Annotated in this window: 16 protein-coding genes, 1 rRNA gene and 1 pseudogene; 7 read left to right on the top strand and 11 right to left on the bottom strand. The window is 33.9% G+C overall.

Annotated features, from left to right (window positions below; all coding sequences use genetic code 11):
* Window positions 1-287 precede the first annotated feature (287 nt).
* The 5 genes from rrf (at window position 288) to VJJ03_RS03970 (ending at window position 6,931) form a co-directional block, all read left to right on the top strand.
* Window positions 288-396, top strand: a 5S ribosomal RNA gene (gene rrf, locus VJJ03_RS03990).
* A gap of 180 nt (window positions 397-576) precedes the next feature.
* Entirely contained in the window at window positions 577-1,917 is a 1,341-nt protein-coding gene (gene dndC / locus VJJ03_RS03985) for a DNA phosphorothioation system sulfurtransferase DndC (protein WP_323973980.1), read from the top strand.
* Window positions 1,914-4,019, top strand: coding sequence for a DNA sulfur modification protein DndD (dndD, locus tag VJJ03_RS03980; RefSeq protein ID WP_323973978.1), 2,106 nt, complete (start codon window positions 1,914-1,916; stop codon window positions 4,017-4,019). Before dndC ends, dndD begins: the two co-directional genes overlap by 4 nt.
* Window positions 3,985-5,547 carry a DndE family protein gene (locus tag VJJ03_RS03975; RefSeq protein WP_323973976.1) on the top strand — a complete coding sequence of 521 codons (1,563 nt, stop codon included), beginning with the start codon at window positions 3,985-3,987 and terminating at the stop codon, window positions 5,545-5,547. The genes dndD and VJJ03_RS03975 overlap by 35 nt, the downstream gene beginning before the upstream one ends.
* 454 nt (window positions 5,548-6,001) lie before the next feature.
* Window positions 6,002-6,931 (top strand): hypothetical protein, encoded by a 930-nt coding sequence (locus VJJ03_RS03970; protein WP_323973974.1) that lies wholly within the window; start codon window positions 6,002-6,004, stop codon window positions 6,929-6,931.
* Window positions 6,932-6,935: 4 nt separating this feature from the next.
* On the opposite strand, the gene VJJ03_RS03965 is transcribed toward VJJ03_RS03970, so the two are convergent.
* From VJJ03_RS03965 to VJJ03_RS03950, 4 genes are all read right to left on the bottom strand, one after another.
* A complete protein-coding gene (locus tag VJJ03_RS03965) occupies window positions 6,936-7,991 on the bottom strand; it encodes an isochorismate synthase (RefSeq protein ID WP_323973972.1) in 1,056 nt (351 codons plus the stop codon).
* Window positions 7,988-8,413, bottom strand: coding sequence for a PaaI family thioesterase (locus VJJ03_RS03960; RefSeq protein ID WP_009746331.1), 426 nt, complete (start codon window positions 8,411-8,413; stop codon window positions 7,988-7,990). Before VJJ03_RS03960 ends, VJJ03_RS03965 begins: the two co-directional genes overlap by 4 nt.
* Before the next feature lie 64 nt (window positions 8,414-8,477).
* Window positions 8,478-9,299 carry a hypothetical protein gene (locus VJJ03_RS03955; protein WP_323973970.1) on the bottom strand — a complete coding sequence of 274 codons (822 nt, stop codon included), beginning with the start codon at window positions 9,297-9,299 and terminating at the stop codon, window positions 8,478-8,480.
* A 42-nt stretch (window positions 9,300-9,341) separates the two neighbouring features.
* The gene (locus VJJ03_RS03950) at window positions 9,342-10,772 is read right to left on the bottom strand and encodes a CCA tRNA nucleotidyltransferase (RefSeq protein WP_009746329.1); all 1,431 of its coding nucleotides are present in this window, start codon (window positions 10,770-10,772) and stop codon (window positions 9,342-9,344) included.
* Between the two features lie 271 nt (window positions 10,773-11,043).
* On the opposite strand from VJJ03_RS03950, the pseudogene VJJ03_RS03945 reads away from it, so the two are divergent.
* Window positions 11,044-11,536 (top strand): annotated as a pseudogene (locus tag VJJ03_RS03945) (pyridoxal-phosphate dependent enzyme); the annotation flags it as partial.
* 74 nt (window positions 11,537-11,610) lie between these two features.
* Here VJJ03_RS03945 and VJJ03_RS03940 read toward each other — a convergent pair.
* Together VJJ03_RS03940 and VJJ03_RS03935 are read right to left on the bottom strand one after the other, a co-directional pair.
* Window positions 11,611-12,036 (bottom strand): DoxX family protein, encoded by a 426-nt coding sequence (locus tag VJJ03_RS03940; protein ID WP_009746326.1) that lies wholly within the window; start codon window positions 12,034-12,036, stop codon window positions 11,611-11,613.
* A gap of 50 nt (window positions 12,037-12,086) precedes the next feature.
* Window positions 12,087-12,257: a hypothetical protein gene (locus VJJ03_RS03935; RefSeq protein ID WP_162859677.1), complete on the bottom strand. Its 171-nt coding sequence runs from the start codon at window positions 12,255-12,257 to the stop codon at window positions 12,087-12,089.
* A 173-nt stretch (window positions 12,258-12,430) separates the two neighbouring features.
* On the opposite strand from VJJ03_RS03935, the gene VJJ03_RS03930 reads away from it, so the two are divergent.
* The gene (locus VJJ03_RS03930) at window positions 12,431-13,078 is read left to right on the top strand and encodes a DUF4294 domain-containing protein (RefSeq protein WP_009746324.1); all 648 of its coding nucleotides are present in this window, start codon (window positions 12,431-12,433) and stop codon (window positions 13,076-13,078) included.
* A 28-nt stretch (window positions 13,079-13,106) separates the two neighbouring features.
* Here the strand turns inward: VJJ03_RS03930 and VJJ03_RS03925 are convergent, their stop codons facing one another.
* The 5 genes from VJJ03_RS03925 to VJJ03_RS03905 form a co-directional block, all read right to left on the bottom strand.
* On the bottom strand, window positions 13,107-14,087 hold the full coding sequence (locus VJJ03_RS03925; protein ID WP_323973968.1) for a hypothetical protein: 981 nt from the start codon (window positions 14,085-14,087) through the stop codon (window positions 13,107-13,109).
* A gap of 24 nt (window positions 14,088-14,111) precedes the next feature.
* Window positions 14,112-14,480 (bottom strand): ArsC/Spx/MgsR family protein, encoded by a 369-nt coding sequence (locus VJJ03_RS03920; RefSeq protein WP_009746322.1) that lies wholly within the window; start codon window positions 14,478-14,480, stop codon window positions 14,112-14,114.
* 75 nt (window positions 14,481-14,555) lie between these two features.
* On the bottom strand, window positions 14,556-15,386 hold the full coding sequence (locus tag VJJ03_RS03915) for a hypothetical protein (protein WP_323973966.1): 831 nt from the start codon (window positions 15,384-15,386) through the stop codon (window positions 14,556-14,558).
* A gap of 11 nt (window positions 15,387-15,397) precedes the next feature.
* A complete protein-coding gene (locus VJJ03_RS03910) occupies window positions 15,398-16,222 on the bottom strand; it encodes a hypothetical protein (protein ID WP_009746320.1) in 825 nt (274 codons plus the stop codon).
* Between the two features lie 11 nt (window positions 16,223-16,233).
* The gene (locus VJJ03_RS03905; protein WP_323973964.1) at window positions 16,234-17,055 is read right to left on the bottom strand and encodes a hypothetical protein; all 822 of its coding nucleotides are present in this window, start codon (window positions 17,053-17,055) and stop codon (window positions 16,234-16,236) included.
* Window positions 17,056-17,085: the final 30 nt, after the last annotated feature.

Raw genomic sequence — 17,085 nt, 5'->3', positions numbered from 1 at the left:
GTTACAGGTGTAAAGGTGGTAACATCAAAGCCGAGTGATACTAATAACCCGAAGACTTATTGTACGAAATTCTTTTTTCAGTGGTTAGTGATTAGTTGTTAGTAATTAGTCATTAGTCACTAGTAGTTAACCATTAAATAGGTGTCTTATCCAATAGTGTCAATTAAGTGAAGAGTGAACAGTGAAGAGAGAAAAGTTATTCTCTACACACTTAAGCTACTTTACTTTAAAATACAAGTGTGGTGAAGAATTATTCACTATTAGTTTTTCACTAATCACTAAAAATTTAAGGTGGTTAAAGCGAAAGGTCTCACCTCTTACCATTCCGAACAGAGAAGTTAAACCTTTTAGCGCAGATGGTACTGCAATATGTGGGAGAGTATGTCGCCGCCTTCTTTACAAGAACCGAATTATTCCTTTGAATAGTTCGGTTTTTTGACATTGTTATATTTTTCTGGAAATAGCGACTTATATCTAAAAAGAATTTGTATATTTGCAGAGAATTTATTATACTTTAGAACAAGCTATTTTTATTGATATAGATTGACTATAAAAATAGTTTTTATTATAAACCAAATGAATAAAATCAATTATATAATAGATGAAATAGCCGACCAATATATGTTAGATGATAATAACAGACCTTGGATCATAGGTTTTAGTGGTGGAAAAGACTCAACAGTATTATTGACATTGACTTGGATGGCTATATTAAAAGTAAAAAATGAATATGATATAAAATTTTTAAAGAGGGAAGTCTATGTAGTTTGTAATGATACCTTGGTTGAGAATCCAATTATTACGAATTATGTAAATAAAGTCTTGGGAAAGATAGCAGATGCAGCTTCGTTACATTCTTTACCTATAAAAGTGCGGAAGACAACGCCACGATTAGAGGACTCTTTTTTTGTAAATCTTATAGGAAAGGGTTATCCTGCGCCCAATAATAGTTTTAGATGGTGCACAGAACGATTAAAGATAAAGCCCACAGCAAAATTCGTTTCAGATATTGTAAGGAGTGAAGATAATGATTATCATGAAGCAATTATATTGGTAGGTACTCGAAAAAGTGAGAGTGTAACAAGAGCTAATTCTATTAAAAAACACGAAATAAAAGGTAAGAGACTAACTAAACATCCTTTACAAAATAATGTTTTTGTATATTCTCCTATAAAGGAGTTAGAATTAGAAGAAGTATGGTATATTATAAATACTTTTAAATCTCCTTGGGGGGCTGATAATAAAGAGCTGTTTGATATATATACTGATGCAAGTGCGGATGATTATGAATGTCCTACAATGGTATCAGATAAAGAGCATAAATCTTGTGGGCAAAGCAGGTTCGGCTGTTGGACCTGTACTGTGGTAAAGGAAGATAAATCTATTTCAGCACAAATAGAGAATGGACATAAGTGGCTGATTCCTTTGCGAGATTTAAGAAATTGGATACAAGAAGAAAGAAATAAACCTGAAAATCGTTCTGATTATAGAAGAGATGGTTCTTTAGCAGCAATTCCTAATGGTGGGTGTGTTGAAATTAAACATAGGACAGAGATATTAGAAAAAGTATTTGAAGCTCAGAAACAGATCAATGAATTGGGCTATAATCTTGAGCTTATTAATAAACAAGAATTAATAGCTATACAAGTAATCTGGTACAGGGATTTATACTTTGAAAAAACAGTTTCTGCGATATATAATAAAGTATTTAATAAAGATATAGATATGAAACAATACAATGAACAAATAAAGAGAGAAGAGGAACTACTTCTATCGGCATGTAAAGATGATAAGAAACAGTTTACTCTTATACAAGATTTATTGAAATTGGAAAAATCTAAGACAATAATGTTGAAAAGAAAAGGTCTTATAGATAGTATAGGTAGGCGCTATAAACAATATATTGCAGTTGTATGATCATTAAATCAATAGAATTAAATAATTTTAGAATTTATAAAGGTTATCACAAAATTGATTTATCAATTAATGATAAAGAAAATATAGTGATTATAAGTGGTAAAAATGGCTTTGGGAAAACAACTTTCTTAATGTCATTGGTTTGGTGTCTGTATGGAAGACAGATGTGTGATGTAGATGAGATCTATAGGCGTGAAATAGAAAATAATGGTAATTATAAAAAATATATAAGAAATAGCTTGAACCATACGGCAAGTGAGGAAGGATCTACAACTTTTTCAGTGGCAATAACTTTTTCTAATGTTACCACAATTCCTGAAGTAACTTGTAATGAACTCAAACTAACAAGAACATATTATACAGAGGGATCACAAGATGAAAATTTGGAAATACTAATAGATGGGATGGAGAGTGAATTGGTGGAAGAAATAGGCAAAGAAATTTTTATTCGTGATTTTATAATGCCTAAAGAAATTGCTAAGTTTTTCTTTTTTGATGCTGAAAAAATAGTTTCTTTAGCAGAAATTCACACAGAAGAACAACAAAAGGAACTCAGTAGAGCCTATGTCGAAGTACTGGGTATAAAACAATATCAGGACTTAAAAGAGGATTTGGAAGGCTATTTAAATAAACTAAAGGAAGAAACAGCTTCCTATAAAGATCGTACAGAATTAGAAAGAATAGGTATTGATATAAAAGAAAAAAGAGATGAAAATGCAGAACTCCAAAAGCAGTTACAAGATCTACAAGAAAATTCATCTTTACTAAGATATAATATATCTTTATTAGAAGAAAAGTTAATTAAAAAAGGAAATATCATAACAGAAGAAGAGTTTAATGAACTCAGAAATAGAAAAGAAGATTTAGTAAAGAGAGTAGATAATTTACAAAGTGAGTTAAAAACCTATTTTGAGATTATACCTTTTGCTATGACAGGGGAACTTTTGATGGAAGTATTAGAACAAGTCTCTAATGAGAGAAAATTTATTAATGGAAGTTATGATAAAGATAAGGCAGAAGAAGTTTCTTCTAAGATAATTGATGAACTTATAAATATTGAAAAGCCTAATAATTTTCAAATTTCTTATGATGTACAACAGTTTTATGTAGAGAACTTTAAATTGTTGTTGAAAAAATATTTAGGGGTAGAGGAGAGACAAAAAGAAGAAATAGTAGATATAATACATAATTACTCCGAAAGTGAAGCTGCTGACTTAAGACAGTTTGCTAATAATATAAAAATATCCTTTAAAGAGAAACTAAATACTATTCATGTTGATTTTATTCGAGCTAAAAATGAACTAAATGAGATCAATAAAAAAGTCCGTTTGGCAGAAGAAAAATCAGAAGATGCTTTGGCTAAAGCAGATAGAGAACAAAAAAAAGAATATCAAAATGTATATGATAAACTCCAACAGTTAATTGGGGTTAAAAGACAAAATATTCAGGATAATGATAACTTTATATTACAACAAACGAAAAATGCTAATAGTATTAGTGAAAAACTTGAACTAAGCAAAGGAAATCTTGCTATAGGAGAAGAGGTTGGAAAAACTATTCAAGTACTCAAAAGTTTTATTGAAACTTTTAAGAGAGAAAAAGCGGAATCACTTGAAAAAAGAATAGAGGAGGGGTTAGCTATGCTTTTACACAAAAGGGAGCTTGTGAAAAAAGTAGAAATTAAAATCATAGGAGATGTTGTAGATATTAACTTGAAAAGTGATAAAGATAAATATCTTAATAAAGATACTTTTTCAAAAGGAGAACAACAAATGTATGCTACTGTTCTTTTGAAAGGATTAGTAGATGAATCAAATATTAGTTTTCCTGTCTTTATAGATTCTCCTATGCAAAAGTTTGATGTTGATCATTCTAATAGTATTGTGAGATATTTTTACCCAAAAGTGTCTGATCAAGTTATTATATTTCCTCTGTTAAAAAAGGAAATGACAGAAGATGAATACAACCTATTGCTTCCTAATGTTAGCAAAACCTATCTGATAAGAAATAAAAATAATGTATCTTCTTTTCACAATGTAGAAAAAAAGGAAGATTTATTCAGAGTATTTGAAAAAGAATATCAAAATGCAAACGAATTTTAATATAAAAACATCTTCGGAACTAGTTAAAAAACTCACTAATTCTATGGGATTAGGAGAAGAAAACCATATAGCTCGAATAGCATTGGCTTATTCATTAGTGAAGTCAACTTATGATGAAAATAAAAATTATAATACTGCAGATAAACAAAAAGAATATAAAGACAATACGTTATTTGGGAACTATAGAGAGTACTATATTTCTTTAATCAGTCAGAAATATAAGATTCATAAAGATCACAATGATATAAGGAAATATCTAAAATGGCATATAGATAATGGATTAGAGTTGATAAATAAGTATTTTGAGGAAAACAAGAATGTATCAGGGATGGAGTTCCTTTTAGATAATGTAGAAGAAGGAATTGGTAATATGACTAATGAAGAAGGTTTTGGCTATACAAAGAATAAGAATAGTCTTATAAAAGAAAAAGAATCTTTTGTAGCTCCTATTAAAATATTGATAGGAGAAGATAATGGTAGAGAAATATATTTTACGCCAAATAATACGAATCTGTATAGCAATTGTCATATAGCAATAGCTGGTCAGTCAGGCACAGGAAAGTCCTATTTTGCGAGAAATATACTCAAAAGAATAGTAGAAGAGTCAAAAGGAGGGGTTAATTTTCTTTATTTAGACTTTAAAGGGATGACAGAAAGTGATAGGAAAAACAAGGAAAATGAAGACTTTTTTACTCAGACAAATGCTAAATTAATAGATACTCCTACAGATTCCTTTCCTGTCAATCCGTTATCTTTTATTAATAATATAAATGAAAAGGATAAATTAGTTGGTATTGGTAGGTTTGTTGATATTATTGATAAATATGCCAATTTAGGAAAGGTGCAAAAGCAATATCTAAAGGATGCTACAAAAAGAGCTTTTGATAACAGAAAGGATGGTACTTATCCCACTCTAAATGATATTTTAGAAAATGTATATGAGATAGCAGGTGATAAACCAACTTCTCTTACTCAAGTTCTAATAGGACTTACTGAGGTAGATTTATTTGATAATAGTAAATCAGGAGACTTTATAAATGGAAACTATTACTTGAGTCTATCAGGTGATTTAAGTAAAGATGTTAGATTTACAGCTACTTTCTTGGTGATATATTATCTGTATAGTACCTTTATGAATATGGATAAGGTTCCTATAGAGAATGATTATAGTGGTCTAAGATATGTGCTACTGATAGATGAAGCTCATAATGTTTTCAAAGAACCAAAGTCACAAGAAATATTAGAAAAATTACTGAGGGAGATTCGTTCTCAAGGAGTGGCTGTAATGCTAGTTTCTCAAGGAATAGAAGAGTTTAATCAACGAGATTTTGATTTTTCTGAGTTATGTCAATCTGCATTTTTAATGCAGATAAAAGATGGAAATAATTGGCGTTCTATTCGTAAATTCTTAGGAGCTGGTGAAAAACAACAAGCAACCATCAATCGTTCCATGGAAAATATCAAACCACGTCAGGCTATAAGTAATATACGAGAGTTTGAATTTGGTAAAATATTTAGTACTAAATGATAATCCTATGGATAATATAATATTTAGGTAATCCAACAAAAACATTTTTATTGAGATGATTACAAGAGATATTTCAATAAAAGATGCTATATTGGATAATTCAATAGATGGAGCTAATATAGTTAACTCAACATCTTATCAAGGACTATATATTACAATTAATAAAAGATGTATTTATTGTAAAAGATAACTGTGGAGGTTTTTCACTAGAAACCGCTAAAAAAAAATGCTTTTAGATTTGGTCGCCCAGAAAACGCTCCTTACCTAATGGTTCTGTTGGTAGATTTGGTATCGGTATGAAAAGAGCTTTGTTTAAAATGGAAAAAAGTTTGAGATTGAAACAAAGACTGATAAAGACCATTTTTAAGTAGAAGTAGATGAATGGAGAAAGAAAACAGTAAATATCACCCCCCAGCTGGCACGATTAGTCACTATTCACTGATTATTCGTCGTTATGAAATCATATTTCTATCTTTTATTCTTGTTATCACTCTCTTTAGCAGCACAAAACAAGGGCGCTCAAAAACGCTTATATTATAACCTTATGGATAACGGAAAGCAGCTCTACGCTATGGGAAAATATAAGTTGGAATTATTTCCCTATGAAGAAGCTTTTGATACCCTTGTAACAAAGCGGAGTGTAATTAATTTTGCTAAGAAAAATCATTTCTCAGATACCATTCCTAAGAAGAATCCTAAGTTGGCATATCCTCATTATTATCTTTCTTATTATAAGAAAAACAAAGAGACTCATTGGCAAAATACAATGGTATATTTTATAGGTAAAGATACAGATGAGGGTAAATGGTCATTTATTGCCACTATTTCTTCGGTTACAGAGAGACCCTCTGAGGAGATTGACACAGAGATGATACGACTGATATTGGATAAAAAGGTATTGAATGAGAACCACATGGGCGGACGTTCCTTTGATTTTCTCGGTAGGAAAGTGATGCTCATGGACGAATGTTATTGGACAGGAGTCAATATCGTACGCTGTCCTACCAAAGGGGAAATTAACTGGAGCCTGCACGCTACCTTAGCCCAAGCACAGCAAGCCATTGCCCTACAGAAGGAATGGGCTATGTTGATTCCCGTACCAGAAAACCATACGATAAGCATTCTTACAGAGCGGGATATCACGCTCCTCTTTGAAGGGAAGCAAACACGCGCCACGGAGGTTGTCTATAATGAACATTATCAAGATCCTGTCCTCAAGAGTCATCATAAGGATCACAAACTCATTGTCTATTTTATAGCGACAGTGCTCAGAGGGCAGGCGATCTCCTGTGTGATTAGCTATTACGATTATAATGAGCGACTCCCTGATACAGGTTTGCCAGAATTTGTCTCTCAGTTTGTACGGCTACCCAAAGGGGCTTAAGGAACTATTGAAGTACTCGTAGCATGGTTTGGGCTTTATTTTCCGTTTCCTGCCATTCGCTTTCTTCTTGAGAACCACTATTGACCCCTCCTCCTACATATACAAATATCTCTTTTTGAGTGAGTTGGGCGCATCTGAGATTGACAAATAGGTCTATGGAGCGATTCTCTCCCCAATGGGTCAAACCACAATATCCTGCATAAAATTCTCTTGGATAGCCCTCATTCTCAAGTAGAAAATTACGAGCTTTATCTGTTGGGAAACCACATACCGCAGGAGTGGGGTGTAGGCGTTGTACAATTTCTTGGATAGGTGTATTAGGGGTGATTTTAGCGGTAATTTCTGTACAGAGATGCCAGAGTCTCCCGGCACGTACTTCATGTACTTTTTCTATGGATAAATCGGTGGTGAGAGGTTGTAGCACTTGGGTGATAGTGTCGGTTACAATCTTTTGTTCTCTATATTCTTTTTCTGTCCATAGGGGACTTTCCCCTTCGACAAAGGGTTTGGTTCCCGCCAGCGACATGGTAGAAAGAGTATCACCTACAACTTTTATCAAGGTTTCAGGAGTGGCAGCCAGCCAGCGACCTACTTTGGGGTGGGAAAAAGCATAACAAAAGGCTGTAGGGTATAGGGCTTTCAGATCTTGGAAATAGGTAAGAAGCGATTTTTGATTGCCTTGGTAAGCAATTCTACGGGAAAGAACTACCTTTTCTAACGTATGTTCCTCTATGGCTTTCAGTGCTTTTTCAAAAAGGATATGATAGTGTTCTCTATCACCTTGAGTAGGGATAAGAGTGGCACTAAGTATAGGCTTTTCAGCGGGGAGTAGGGTAGTGGTAAGGTAATTTTCTTGCTTTAGCAGCAGGGGACTCCCTCCGTGAAAAGGACACATGATAAAGCCCTGATCCTTAGAAAAATCAGCTGTATGGAGGGTATCATCATTCTGGTATATAAGGTGAATATCCGTACTATTGGGATGGCTAAACAAGGCAAAAGGTAACCCTTGTAAGGCAATCTCTTTTGCTTTTTCTAAGAAATCTTCTTTAGAATAGTTCATTTTTTCTTAGTAATTATTGTGGTGTGCTTTCCATAGGAAACAAGATTCTCGTCCTCATCTGTGATTTTTATATCCCAGTGCTGCAGTGTTTTTCCCTTATGGATTAGGGTGGCTTTAGCAAAAACTTGCTTACCCAATTCTACTCCACGTACATGGTTCATGATAATGTCTATTCCTAAGACTAAGTAGTTTTCAGAGTCAGGATTCGCTAGTAGCGTAGCAGCAATACTCCCTGTGGTTTCTGCCAAGGCTGCCGAAGCCCCTCCATGCAGGATGTGATTGGGTTGGCAAGTCTTTTCATTAACAGGCATTTGTGCGATTATGTAGTCATCACCTATTTCTATAAAGCGAATTTCAAGGAAGTCTATGAGGGTACTTTTCCCTATAGCATTGGCTTTTTCTAATAATAATTGATTGTTCATATTTTATAGAATTAAAAATAACAGAAGTTATAAGAGATCAAAAAATGACAGCACTTTCATAGAATTACTTAGTTTTTATCACGATTTTATTATTTGATAAATAGAAAATGGTATCATTCTTTTTCTCTTTTATGTAACTAATGTATTTCTTATCTGAATATATAGTATCAATATCCAAACTCTTTAGTAAAGCAATATCTTCTTTTAGTTCTGATGAGGTATATTCCAAAAATCCATTAGCCCTATTCAAAAAAAATTCTTTTAGCTTCCCCTGTTTATCATAATTAGAAATGGTTTTTATAAGGAACCTTCCATAGTTATTTTCTATAAATCCATTGGGGTTATATTGATAACCTTTACCTACTTTTTCGGTTTTGATAACTTTAAAATCACTTTTCGGGGCACTACATCCTATAAGTAAAAAGCCAATAATGATACTTAACTTAGTAACAGAGTGGTTTGTTGCTTTGTCAGAGGAAGGTGTTTTCTGTTTTTCCTTTTTCAAAAAATAGCATATTCCTATATAAAAGGCAAAAATGCAAATCCCGCAGGGGATGATAGAGCTATATACTACCGCTGGGTTAATCTCTTCTTTCAAATAGGTAGACCAACAAGCCTCCCGATGCATAAATTCTATCCTATTGATATATAGCCAAAAAGCTAAAACAATAATTAGCAAAACATACTTAGTGATAGATTTTCTAAGAGGCTTACAAAAAATGCTATACACAAATACCATACAGAATTGGATAGGCATAAAAATAGAAATGCCTGTGAAAACATCACTTTTTGCGTCAATACAGGAATACCCATCTGGCAGAAAAAGTATCATTTGAATAGCGCCTATAATCACAGATAGGACACTTATCTTTATATTTTCTTTCATTCTTAATTAGGTTTTGTAAGTTCTATCACCCTAAAGAACAAGCTACGAGCTTGCTCCAGTGACTAAAGACAGTCCCATTTTCTTTGCTTTTTCGAGCATAAATGGATAGGCCTCTTCGTAGGAGTTGCCTATGATGCCCTCCAAGATAGCTTCCTTAATAACCTCTTTGAGTTGGCCTACCTCGCGGGAGGGTTTTAGTCCAAAGAGTGCCATAATTTCCTCGCCTGTAATAGGGGGTTGGAAGTTGCGAATATGATCTTTTTCCTCTACTTCTACGACTTTTTGACGTACAATTTGGAAATTCTGATGATATTTCTTATACCTTTGTGGGTTTTTGGTGGTAATATCGGCCTCGCAAAGAGTCATCAGCGCTTCAAAGTCATCTCCAGCATCAAAAAGTAAGCGCCTTACTGCCGAATCGGTTACGATATCCTGCGCAATTATGATTGGGCGGGAACTCATGGTAACTATTTTCTGGACAAACTTCATCTTTTCGTTCTGTGGCAGGCGTAGTCGTTGGAATATCTTGACAACCATCTTGCCCCCTACGAACTCATGTCCGTGGAAAGTCCAGCCTATTTTCTTGTCAAATCGCTTGGTAGGCGCCTTGCCTATATCGTGCAGGAGGGCTGCCCAGCGGAGCCATAAGTCATTGGTGTTCAGGGAAATATTATCTACTACTTCCAGTGTATGCCAGAAATTATCCTTGTGGCGTTGGCCTTCTTTTTCATCTACGCCTTGTAGGGCGACCAGTTCGGGAAGGATTAGCGAGAGTAAGCCCGTTTCATAAAGCAACTTAAATCCAATAGAAGGCTTGTTGGAGGCGAGTATTTTGTTGAGTTCCTCAGCAATACGCTCATTGGAAATAATCTTGAGCCGCTCCTTGTTGTCGGCTATAGCTTGTAGGGATTTTTCTTCTATTTGAAAATTCAGTTGGGTAGCAAAGCGAATGGCTCTGAGCATACGTAAAGGGTCATCAGAATAGGTGATATTAGGCTCTAAAGGGGTGCGAATAATCTGGTTTTGCAAATCATTAATGCCTCCAAAAGGATCCACAAGTTCTCCAAAAGAATCTTGGTTTAGGGAAATAGCCAAGGTATTGATTGTGAAATCACGACGATTTTGGTCATCGGCAAGGGTACCATTCTCCACTAAGGGCTTACGAGAATCTTCCCGATAGCTCTCCTTACGCGCCCCTACAAACTCAATGTCTATGCTATCGGTCTTAATCATAGCAGTACCAAAGTTCTTGAATACCGATATTTTAGGATTGTTAGGTAGTTGAGCGGCAACCTTTTCAGCCAACTCTATACCACTGCCTAAAGTGACAATATCAATATCTTTGGCAATACCTCGTTTTAACAATAAATCACGAACAAAACCTCCTACGACAAAGCATTTTTGATTGTTTTGGTCAGCAATTTTAGAAATAAGCTCAAAAATGGGAGATGTAAGTGATTGGGAATAATTCATGAGTATTTTTTCAGTGGTGCAAAATTACTATTTTATTATGAATAATTAAATATAAAAAAAAATTTTTTGAAAATATTTGTTGCTTACAAAAAAAATATAACTTTGCAGAAAATAAACAAGAATGAATTATCTGTATACAAATAAATGGTGGTGGTTTTTCCTAAATTTTTTAAGCTGTAAGGAAACGGAGCTTTGTATATAATACAGTATAAAAGCCCTGTCACACTTGCGGCAGGGCTTATTTTTTAGTAATTTCTTAAAATTTTATATAATGAAAAAATATTCAGTGGATACCAATGGTTATTATGGCGAATTTGGAGGAGCTTATGTTCCAGATGCTCTTAAGATAAATTTGAAAGAATTAGAAGATAATTATAAGAGAATCATCTTCTCTGAATCTTTTGAAAGAGAGTATAAGCGATTACTTGAGGATTACGTAGGAAGAGAGACTTCTTTGTTCTATGCCGCTAATTTGAGTAAGAAGTATCATACCCATATTTATTTGAAGCGAGAAGACCTAAATCACATAGGAGCACACAAACTCAATAATGCTTTAGGGCAAGCTCTTTTGGCTAAACAATTAGGTAAAAAACATGTTATAGCCGAAACAGGAGCGGGACAACATGGGGTAGCTACAGCTACCGCTTGTGCCTAAAATTATTTCTGCAACCTCCGGAGGAAGAACTCTAATAGACGCAGTAAATGAGGCTTTCCAAAATTGGATAGAGCATCCTACAGATACATACTTCCTATCAGGAAGTATAAATCATTATGAATAATTCGGAAGGAAAAGAAGGAGAGTGGCACCATTGAAAATAATGTTTAAAAGATTAGGAGCCTAATCCCAACTACTTCTCTTAGAGAGAGCATACTTTCCACCACCTAAGAAACATAGAGAAATAGCTCCTCCAAAAAATAAACCTAAAGTCTCTATCCCCCAAGCCCCTGTATTTGGGTCTACTATGAATATTTCTCCTCTGTGAACCAACAGGGTTGCTACCAGACAGTTAATAGCAATAAGCATAGAAAAAAAACGAGTTCTATAACCTAAAATAACCAAAAGAGGAGCAATAATTTCACCAATATAGATACCATAAGCCCAAATACTGGGTAATCCATTATTAACCAATTGTATTTTTACAAAACTAATATCATTGAACTTAGAAATACCATGGAAAAGTAAAATCCCACCTATGAAGATTCTAAGAAGTAGAATTCCCCAGTTACCGTTTTGTTTATGTGTTGTTTCGTGATAATAATACATTGTTAATCAGATTAGCAGAAAAAGTCTTTCTTTTTTAATGGTAAATTTCCCTAATAAATATAAGTATTTACACTTACTTTTATTTTAAAACGTTCATAAAGTAAATTCTTAAAACGGAGGGCTATTTTAAGGTCAGAAAAAATCATAGCACGACTAATACTAGAGGTAAAAATCACCTCTCCAATAAGGTATTCTACTAAGTAAGAACCTTCTTGGGTCATTAATACATAATTAGTATTCTGTATTACCTCCACTTTTACTTGGAAAATTTTCGCAAAGTTACAAAAAAATAGGAATAAAACTATTGATATTAAAAGAAAAGATATAATATTTTAACATTTTACCAGATAAAAAATTCCTTATAAAGTCGTACATTTGTCAAAAATTAGCATATATGCGAATAAGTTTTTTTATATTGAGTTGTTTAGGAGTGATTTCTTCTTTTGCACAGGAGAGAGATACAATTATTAAGATAGATAGTATAGCTCCTAATGAAACTATTATTAATTTGGAAGAGGTACTTTTTTTTGGAAGTCAGCCTTTTTTTAAAAATGAAGAACAAAAGAAAAAATATGAACTGCTCAGATCTAGAGTAAAAAAAGTATATCCTTATGCCAAATTGGCTGCAGATAAGTTATACCGTATTGAAAGAGTGTTGGATACTCTTCCTAGTAAAAGGCAAAAGAAAAAATATACCAAGAAAGTACAAGAGGATGCTGAGGCAAGATTTACAGTAGAACTTAAAAAACTTTCTCGTTCTCAAGGGAAAATTCTTATCAAACTTATATATCGGCAAACGGGTGAGTCTGCTTATAATTTAGTAAAGAATCTTCGTAGTGGATGGCGTGCTTTTTGGTATAATAATACTGCTTGGTTCTATGATTTATCTCTTAAAAGTACTTATAATCCTGAAGAAGTAGAAGAAGATTTTTGGATAGAAGATATTCTTTTGCGAGCTTTCTCACAAGGAGAATTAGAAATGCAGCCTGCAGCTATCTATATTAATTATGAAGCCATAGAGAAAAAATGGCGCAATCCCTAAAAATATAATCTTTTTATATTTTACATGATTAGAAGGAAAGTTTAATACCAAAATTCACTCCTAAAGAAGAATAAGAAGCTTTCTCTGTAAGTTTTTTATTATTTAAGTTATTGGAAAGTTCTTCTTGAGAGGCTTTTTCCACATAATCTGTTCGCTTATGATATACCTGTCCGCGTAAGACATCTTGGTAAGAGCCATTATTAAAGCCATCTAAAGTCATTAGGTTGGTCTTAATTTCACGGTTTATACCTGACACATTGAGGGTAGCTTTTAGTGTCTGGTTAAAATCTTTCAATTCAGAATAGTCACGTTTTACAGAGATATTCATATACTCCAATTCAGCAAAGAAAGCTAACTTTTCTGTAATATTATATTTGTACCCCAAAGCGGCAATGGTACCAAAAGGTATTTTCCCTTTGTAATCCTCTGTATAAGTAGTCTCAATAGTAGCTCCCTGTTTGATAATAGCTGTATTAGGAAGTCCTGAGAGTGCGGGTAAGTTGATACCTAATTGAGTAAGGGCTGCCAGAGGAATATCTTGGTTAGTAGTGGTATATGAATGTGCTATAGCTTCAGTTTTTCCACCTATTTTAGTGAGTAGACCGAACCTACCATAGAAATTATTTGTAAAGTTATAGATAACAGAAAGTGCAGCACCGAAGGCACGTCCTCTTCCTTTTACTTCCCCTTCAATGGTGGCTGTTAAAGGAGTTCCTGCGAGTTTCTTCTGACTTATTTCACGCCTTACAAGTTGATCCTCACCATAGAGGTATCCTGCACTGATATCAACTCCCCACGTTTTGTTGAAGAAATAGCCGACTCTGAACTGACTATTAATCCCCTCTCCGAAAGTTCCAAAACGTACACTTTCCTTGCCATTGATACTTTCTTCTCCTATTTTAGTTGAGGGTACTCCCCATGCATATCCTCCTGTAACAGATATATATACTTGTGCTAAGGAGGTATAACAGGTTATTAAAAAGCCTAAAAGTAGAAAAAATCTCTTCATTAAATATTTGATTAATTTGTGAATTTACTTTTGTTCTTTGAGCCAATCCTGTGCTATACTCAAAGGACGTGCTATGATAGCTTTGTCTCCTTGTATCAAGATAGGTCTCTCTATCAGTTTAGGATATTGGTGTAGTAGTTCTATGATTTGCTCTTCTGAGAGGGAATCACTACCTACTTCTTTCCATATTGCTTCCTTCTTGCGTACTAATTCTAAAGGCTTAATGCCTAATTTATGCAGTAAATCCTTTATTTGTGCTACCGTTGGAGGGTTCTTAAGATAGTCTATGATTTCTATAGGGAGATGCTCTTTTTTCAGGAAAGCCAAACATTCTCGACTTTTACTGCAGTGTGTATTGTGGTATATTTGTAAGAGAGGTTGTTCTATTTTCATTTTTTAAATCAAAGTGCAAATATAGACTATTTATATGAGATTACAAAATAATATTTGAAGGCCATTTAATTTTTCTTAATTGAAATAAGTAATCTTAAGTTCTACAAGGAATACTAATTTGTCCTTATAACGTACTTCTTTGCGAATCCAGTTGCCTTTTTTATCATACTGGTAGGAAAGATCAGAATAAGCAGGTAAGGTTCCATTAGCTGACAGAGATTGCTGATAGGGTAAGGGAGCATCCTTATAGAAATAATTGACCTTAATATTATCTGTAAAATTGACATAATCATCTTCGGAAATTTTTGTATGATACCCATTGTCATTATACTCGTTGTGAAAGACGTATTTTTTGTCATTGTTAGGTGTTCTATATACTTTTTCCAACACCTTATTATCCTTGTCATAAGTAGTATAACATTTTTCGATTAGCTTCCCTTCGGTGGTAAAGGTCGCACAATTGATGGGGTTACCGCGATCATCTAATTGACAAACGGTAATACGACGATGATCGGTCTCTCGGCTTTCTTTCTTTTTGTCATCATACGTGGTGGAGATTTCTTGAGTCATTTTTCCTTCTTTGTTATATACTTTTTCGTTTATGCATCTATTTTTGTTATCATAAGAAAGTTCTCTGTGTCTTGTGACTTCATTTTTGTTATTGTAATCGATTTTTTCAATTACTTTACCTGCTTTATTGAATCTTATAAAAGCATTTTTGTCGTATAAGAAACCAATACTAATATTTTTTTCAATAGTTTTGTCATCTTTTTCTTGTACTTCATAAGGAATAATGCGTACTGATTCTATTTTCCCCTTTAATCGTAAGTAGGGGAGCATATTATCATCCTGTGCGAAGGAAGAAAAGGAGTATAATGTAATTAGAAAAAAATATAAGAACTTCATCATGCAGTATTTTAGTAATAAGTTATTTTTCTTTTGATAATAGCCACAGCTTCTTCGTCAAGGAAATACGTTTTTTCGATCCAATTGCCTTTGCTGTCGAACTTGTACTTAAAAGTAAGTGTTTCAGGATCTTCACCTCCTACGATGGCAGTGTGTTCTATGGGATAAATATCGTCTTTATAGACATATTTGTAAGTAATATCTCCACCGGGGAAAAAGATATAATAATTCTTCGCTTCTATGATTCTCCCTTTGTCATCATACTTATAGGAGACCTGTCGCTTGAGATTACCGTCCTCGTATATAGTAGATTTGACAAGTTTCTGGTTTTTGTTATACTCATAAGAAATTTCTTTGAAAGCCTCTCCATCGGAGTCAAAGAAGATTACTTTAATGGGGAGTCCTTCGTCGTTGAGGGTTATCTCTCTTTTAGTTTGTTCATCACTCTCGTGGGAAGAAAGGGCAATAGCAGTACCTTTTTTTTCCTTGTCATTATAGGAATAAGAGATTTTTCGGGTTATTTTTTCGGGGAGGAAAAGCACAGTTTCCTTAGCTACTCTATTTTTATTATCATAGACAGTTTCTTTGATATCAGAGGGCTTCCCCTTTTCACTATAGGAAGTGAGCTTGATGACCCGTCCTTTTTTGTCCAAGGTGATAGCCATATTATAGTCAAAAGAATCGACCAGGAAATCCCCTTTAATCTCATCAGATTCCTCTTTAGTAATATCAATAGATTTTACATTACCTTTTACCTGACAGGAAAGGCGAACATCTTCCTGTCCCCATGATAAGGTACAAAGAAAGAAAAAAATAACAGTAAATAAATGATTCATAGATATCCCTTTTAATAGTAAGTAATTTCTCTTTCGATAGTTGCGGCGGCTTCTCCATCAAGGAAATACGTTTTTTCGATCCAATTACCTTTGCTGTCGAACTTGTACTTAAGCGTAAAAGTTTGAGAAGGTTCCTCGCCAGATGTAACTATATATTTGGTAGGGAAAAGTCCCTTTTTGTACAAGTATTTGGTAAAGAAATGTAATTCATAAGTCCTATTCACCCTATTGTCTATCTTTGTGAATCTGTTTTTATCATCATATTCATAGGAAATGCTATGAACGAGTTTGTTTTTATCATCATAAGAAAGAGACTGAGAGAGGAATCCATTTTTGGAATATTTGAGCGCTCTTTTCCCCTCCAATTTTCCTTCGAAATTGTACGCTAAGATCTCAGAGGGAAGGAGATTATCGCCTAAAGATATTACCATTTTAGATTTTTTGTTAGGAAAACCTGTAGAGGTAATGGTAGCAGAGGCTTTTTTCTGTTTATCATCATAGGTATAGGAAGTGGTTTGAGTAAGTTTTTCAGGGACAAGCTCAAGAACTTCTTTAGAGACATGATTTTTGTCATCATAAGTCCATTTTTGAATCGTTTTAGGCTGTCTTCCCCGAAAATAAGTATCCAATTCGGTGATACGTCCCTTTTTGTCAAAGAGGAGGAACTGGTCATCATCTAAGGAATCAAACGAGAGCGCCTCCGCCGCTTTTGGAAGTTTGCTCTGAGAGATCGTTAGGGACTTGACATTGCCCTGTAACTGATAGACCTGTTGGTGCTTTTCATTTTGTCCCCAACAGATAGCGTAAAATAGAAAAAGAATATAAGGTTTCATTTTAGGTAATATTATCATAACAATAAGTTT

Origin of the sequence: Capnocytophaga sp. G2 (genome assembly GCF_035282625.1) — a bacterium.
Taxonomy (GTDB): domain Bacteria; phylum Bacteroidota; class Bacteroidia; order Flavobacteriales; family Flavobacteriaceae; genus Capnocytophaga.
This window is presented reverse-complemented; position numbering and strand designations above follow the sequence as displayed.

Bases quoted from the DNA above. Each gene is read 5' to 3' on its own strand.
- VJJ03_RS03950 (WP_009746329.1), bottom strand. From the start codon at position 10,772: ATGAATTATTCCCAATCACTTACATCTCCCATTTTTGAGCTTATTTCT.
- VJJ03_RS03970 (WP_323973974.1), top strand. From the start codon at position 6,002: ATGAAATCATATTTCTATCTTTTATTCTTGTTATCACTCTCTTTAGCA.
- VJJ03_RS03905 (WP_323973964.1), bottom strand. From the start codon at position 17,055: ATGAAACCTTATATTCTTTTTCTATTTTACGCTATCTGTTGGGGACAA.
- VJJ03_RS03920 (WP_009746322.1), bottom strand. From the start codon at position 14,480: ATGAAAATAGAACAACCTCTCTTACAAATATACCACAATACACACTGC.
- VJJ03_RS03965 (WP_323973972.1), bottom strand. From the start codon at position 7,991: ATGAACTATTCTAAAGAAGATTTCTTAGAAAAAGCAAAAGAGATTGCC.
- VJJ03_RS03915 (WP_323973966.1), bottom strand. From the start codon at position 15,386: ATGAAGTTCTTATATTTTTTTCTAATTACATTATACTCCTTTTCTTCC.
- dndC (WP_323973980.1), top strand. From the start codon at position 577: ATGAATAAAATCAATTATATAATAGATGAAATAGCCGACCAATATATG.
- VJJ03_RS03925 (WP_323973968.1), bottom strand. From the start codon at position 14,087: ATGAAGAGATTTTTTCTACTTTTAGGCTTTTTAATAACCTGTTATACC.
- dndD (WP_323973978.1), top strand. From the start codon at position 1,914: ATGATCATTAAATCAATAGAATTAAATAATTTTAGAATTTATAAAGGT.
- VJJ03_RS03930 (WP_009746324.1), top strand. From the start codon at position 12,431: ATGCGAATAAGTTTTTTTATATTGAGTTGTTTAGGAGTGATTTCTTCT.
- VJJ03_RS03910 (WP_009746320.1), bottom strand. From the start codon at position 16,222: ATGAATCATTTATTTACTGTTATTTTTTTCTTTCTTTGTACCTTATCA.
- VJJ03_RS03955 (WP_323973970.1), bottom strand. From the start codon at position 9,299: ATGAAAGAAAATATAAAGATAAGTGTCCTATCTGTGATTATAGGCGCT.
- VJJ03_RS03960 (WP_009746331.1), bottom strand. From the start codon at position 8,413: ATGAACAATCAATTATTATTAGAAAAAGCCAATGCTATAGGGAAAAGT.
- VJJ03_RS03935 (WP_162859677.1), bottom strand. From the start codon at position 12,257: ATGACCCAAGAAGGTTCTTACTTAGTAGAATACCTTATTGGAGAGGTG.
- VJJ03_RS03940 (WP_009746326.1), bottom strand. From the start codon at position 12,036: ATGTATTATTATCACGAAACAACACATAAACAAAACGGTAACTGGGGA.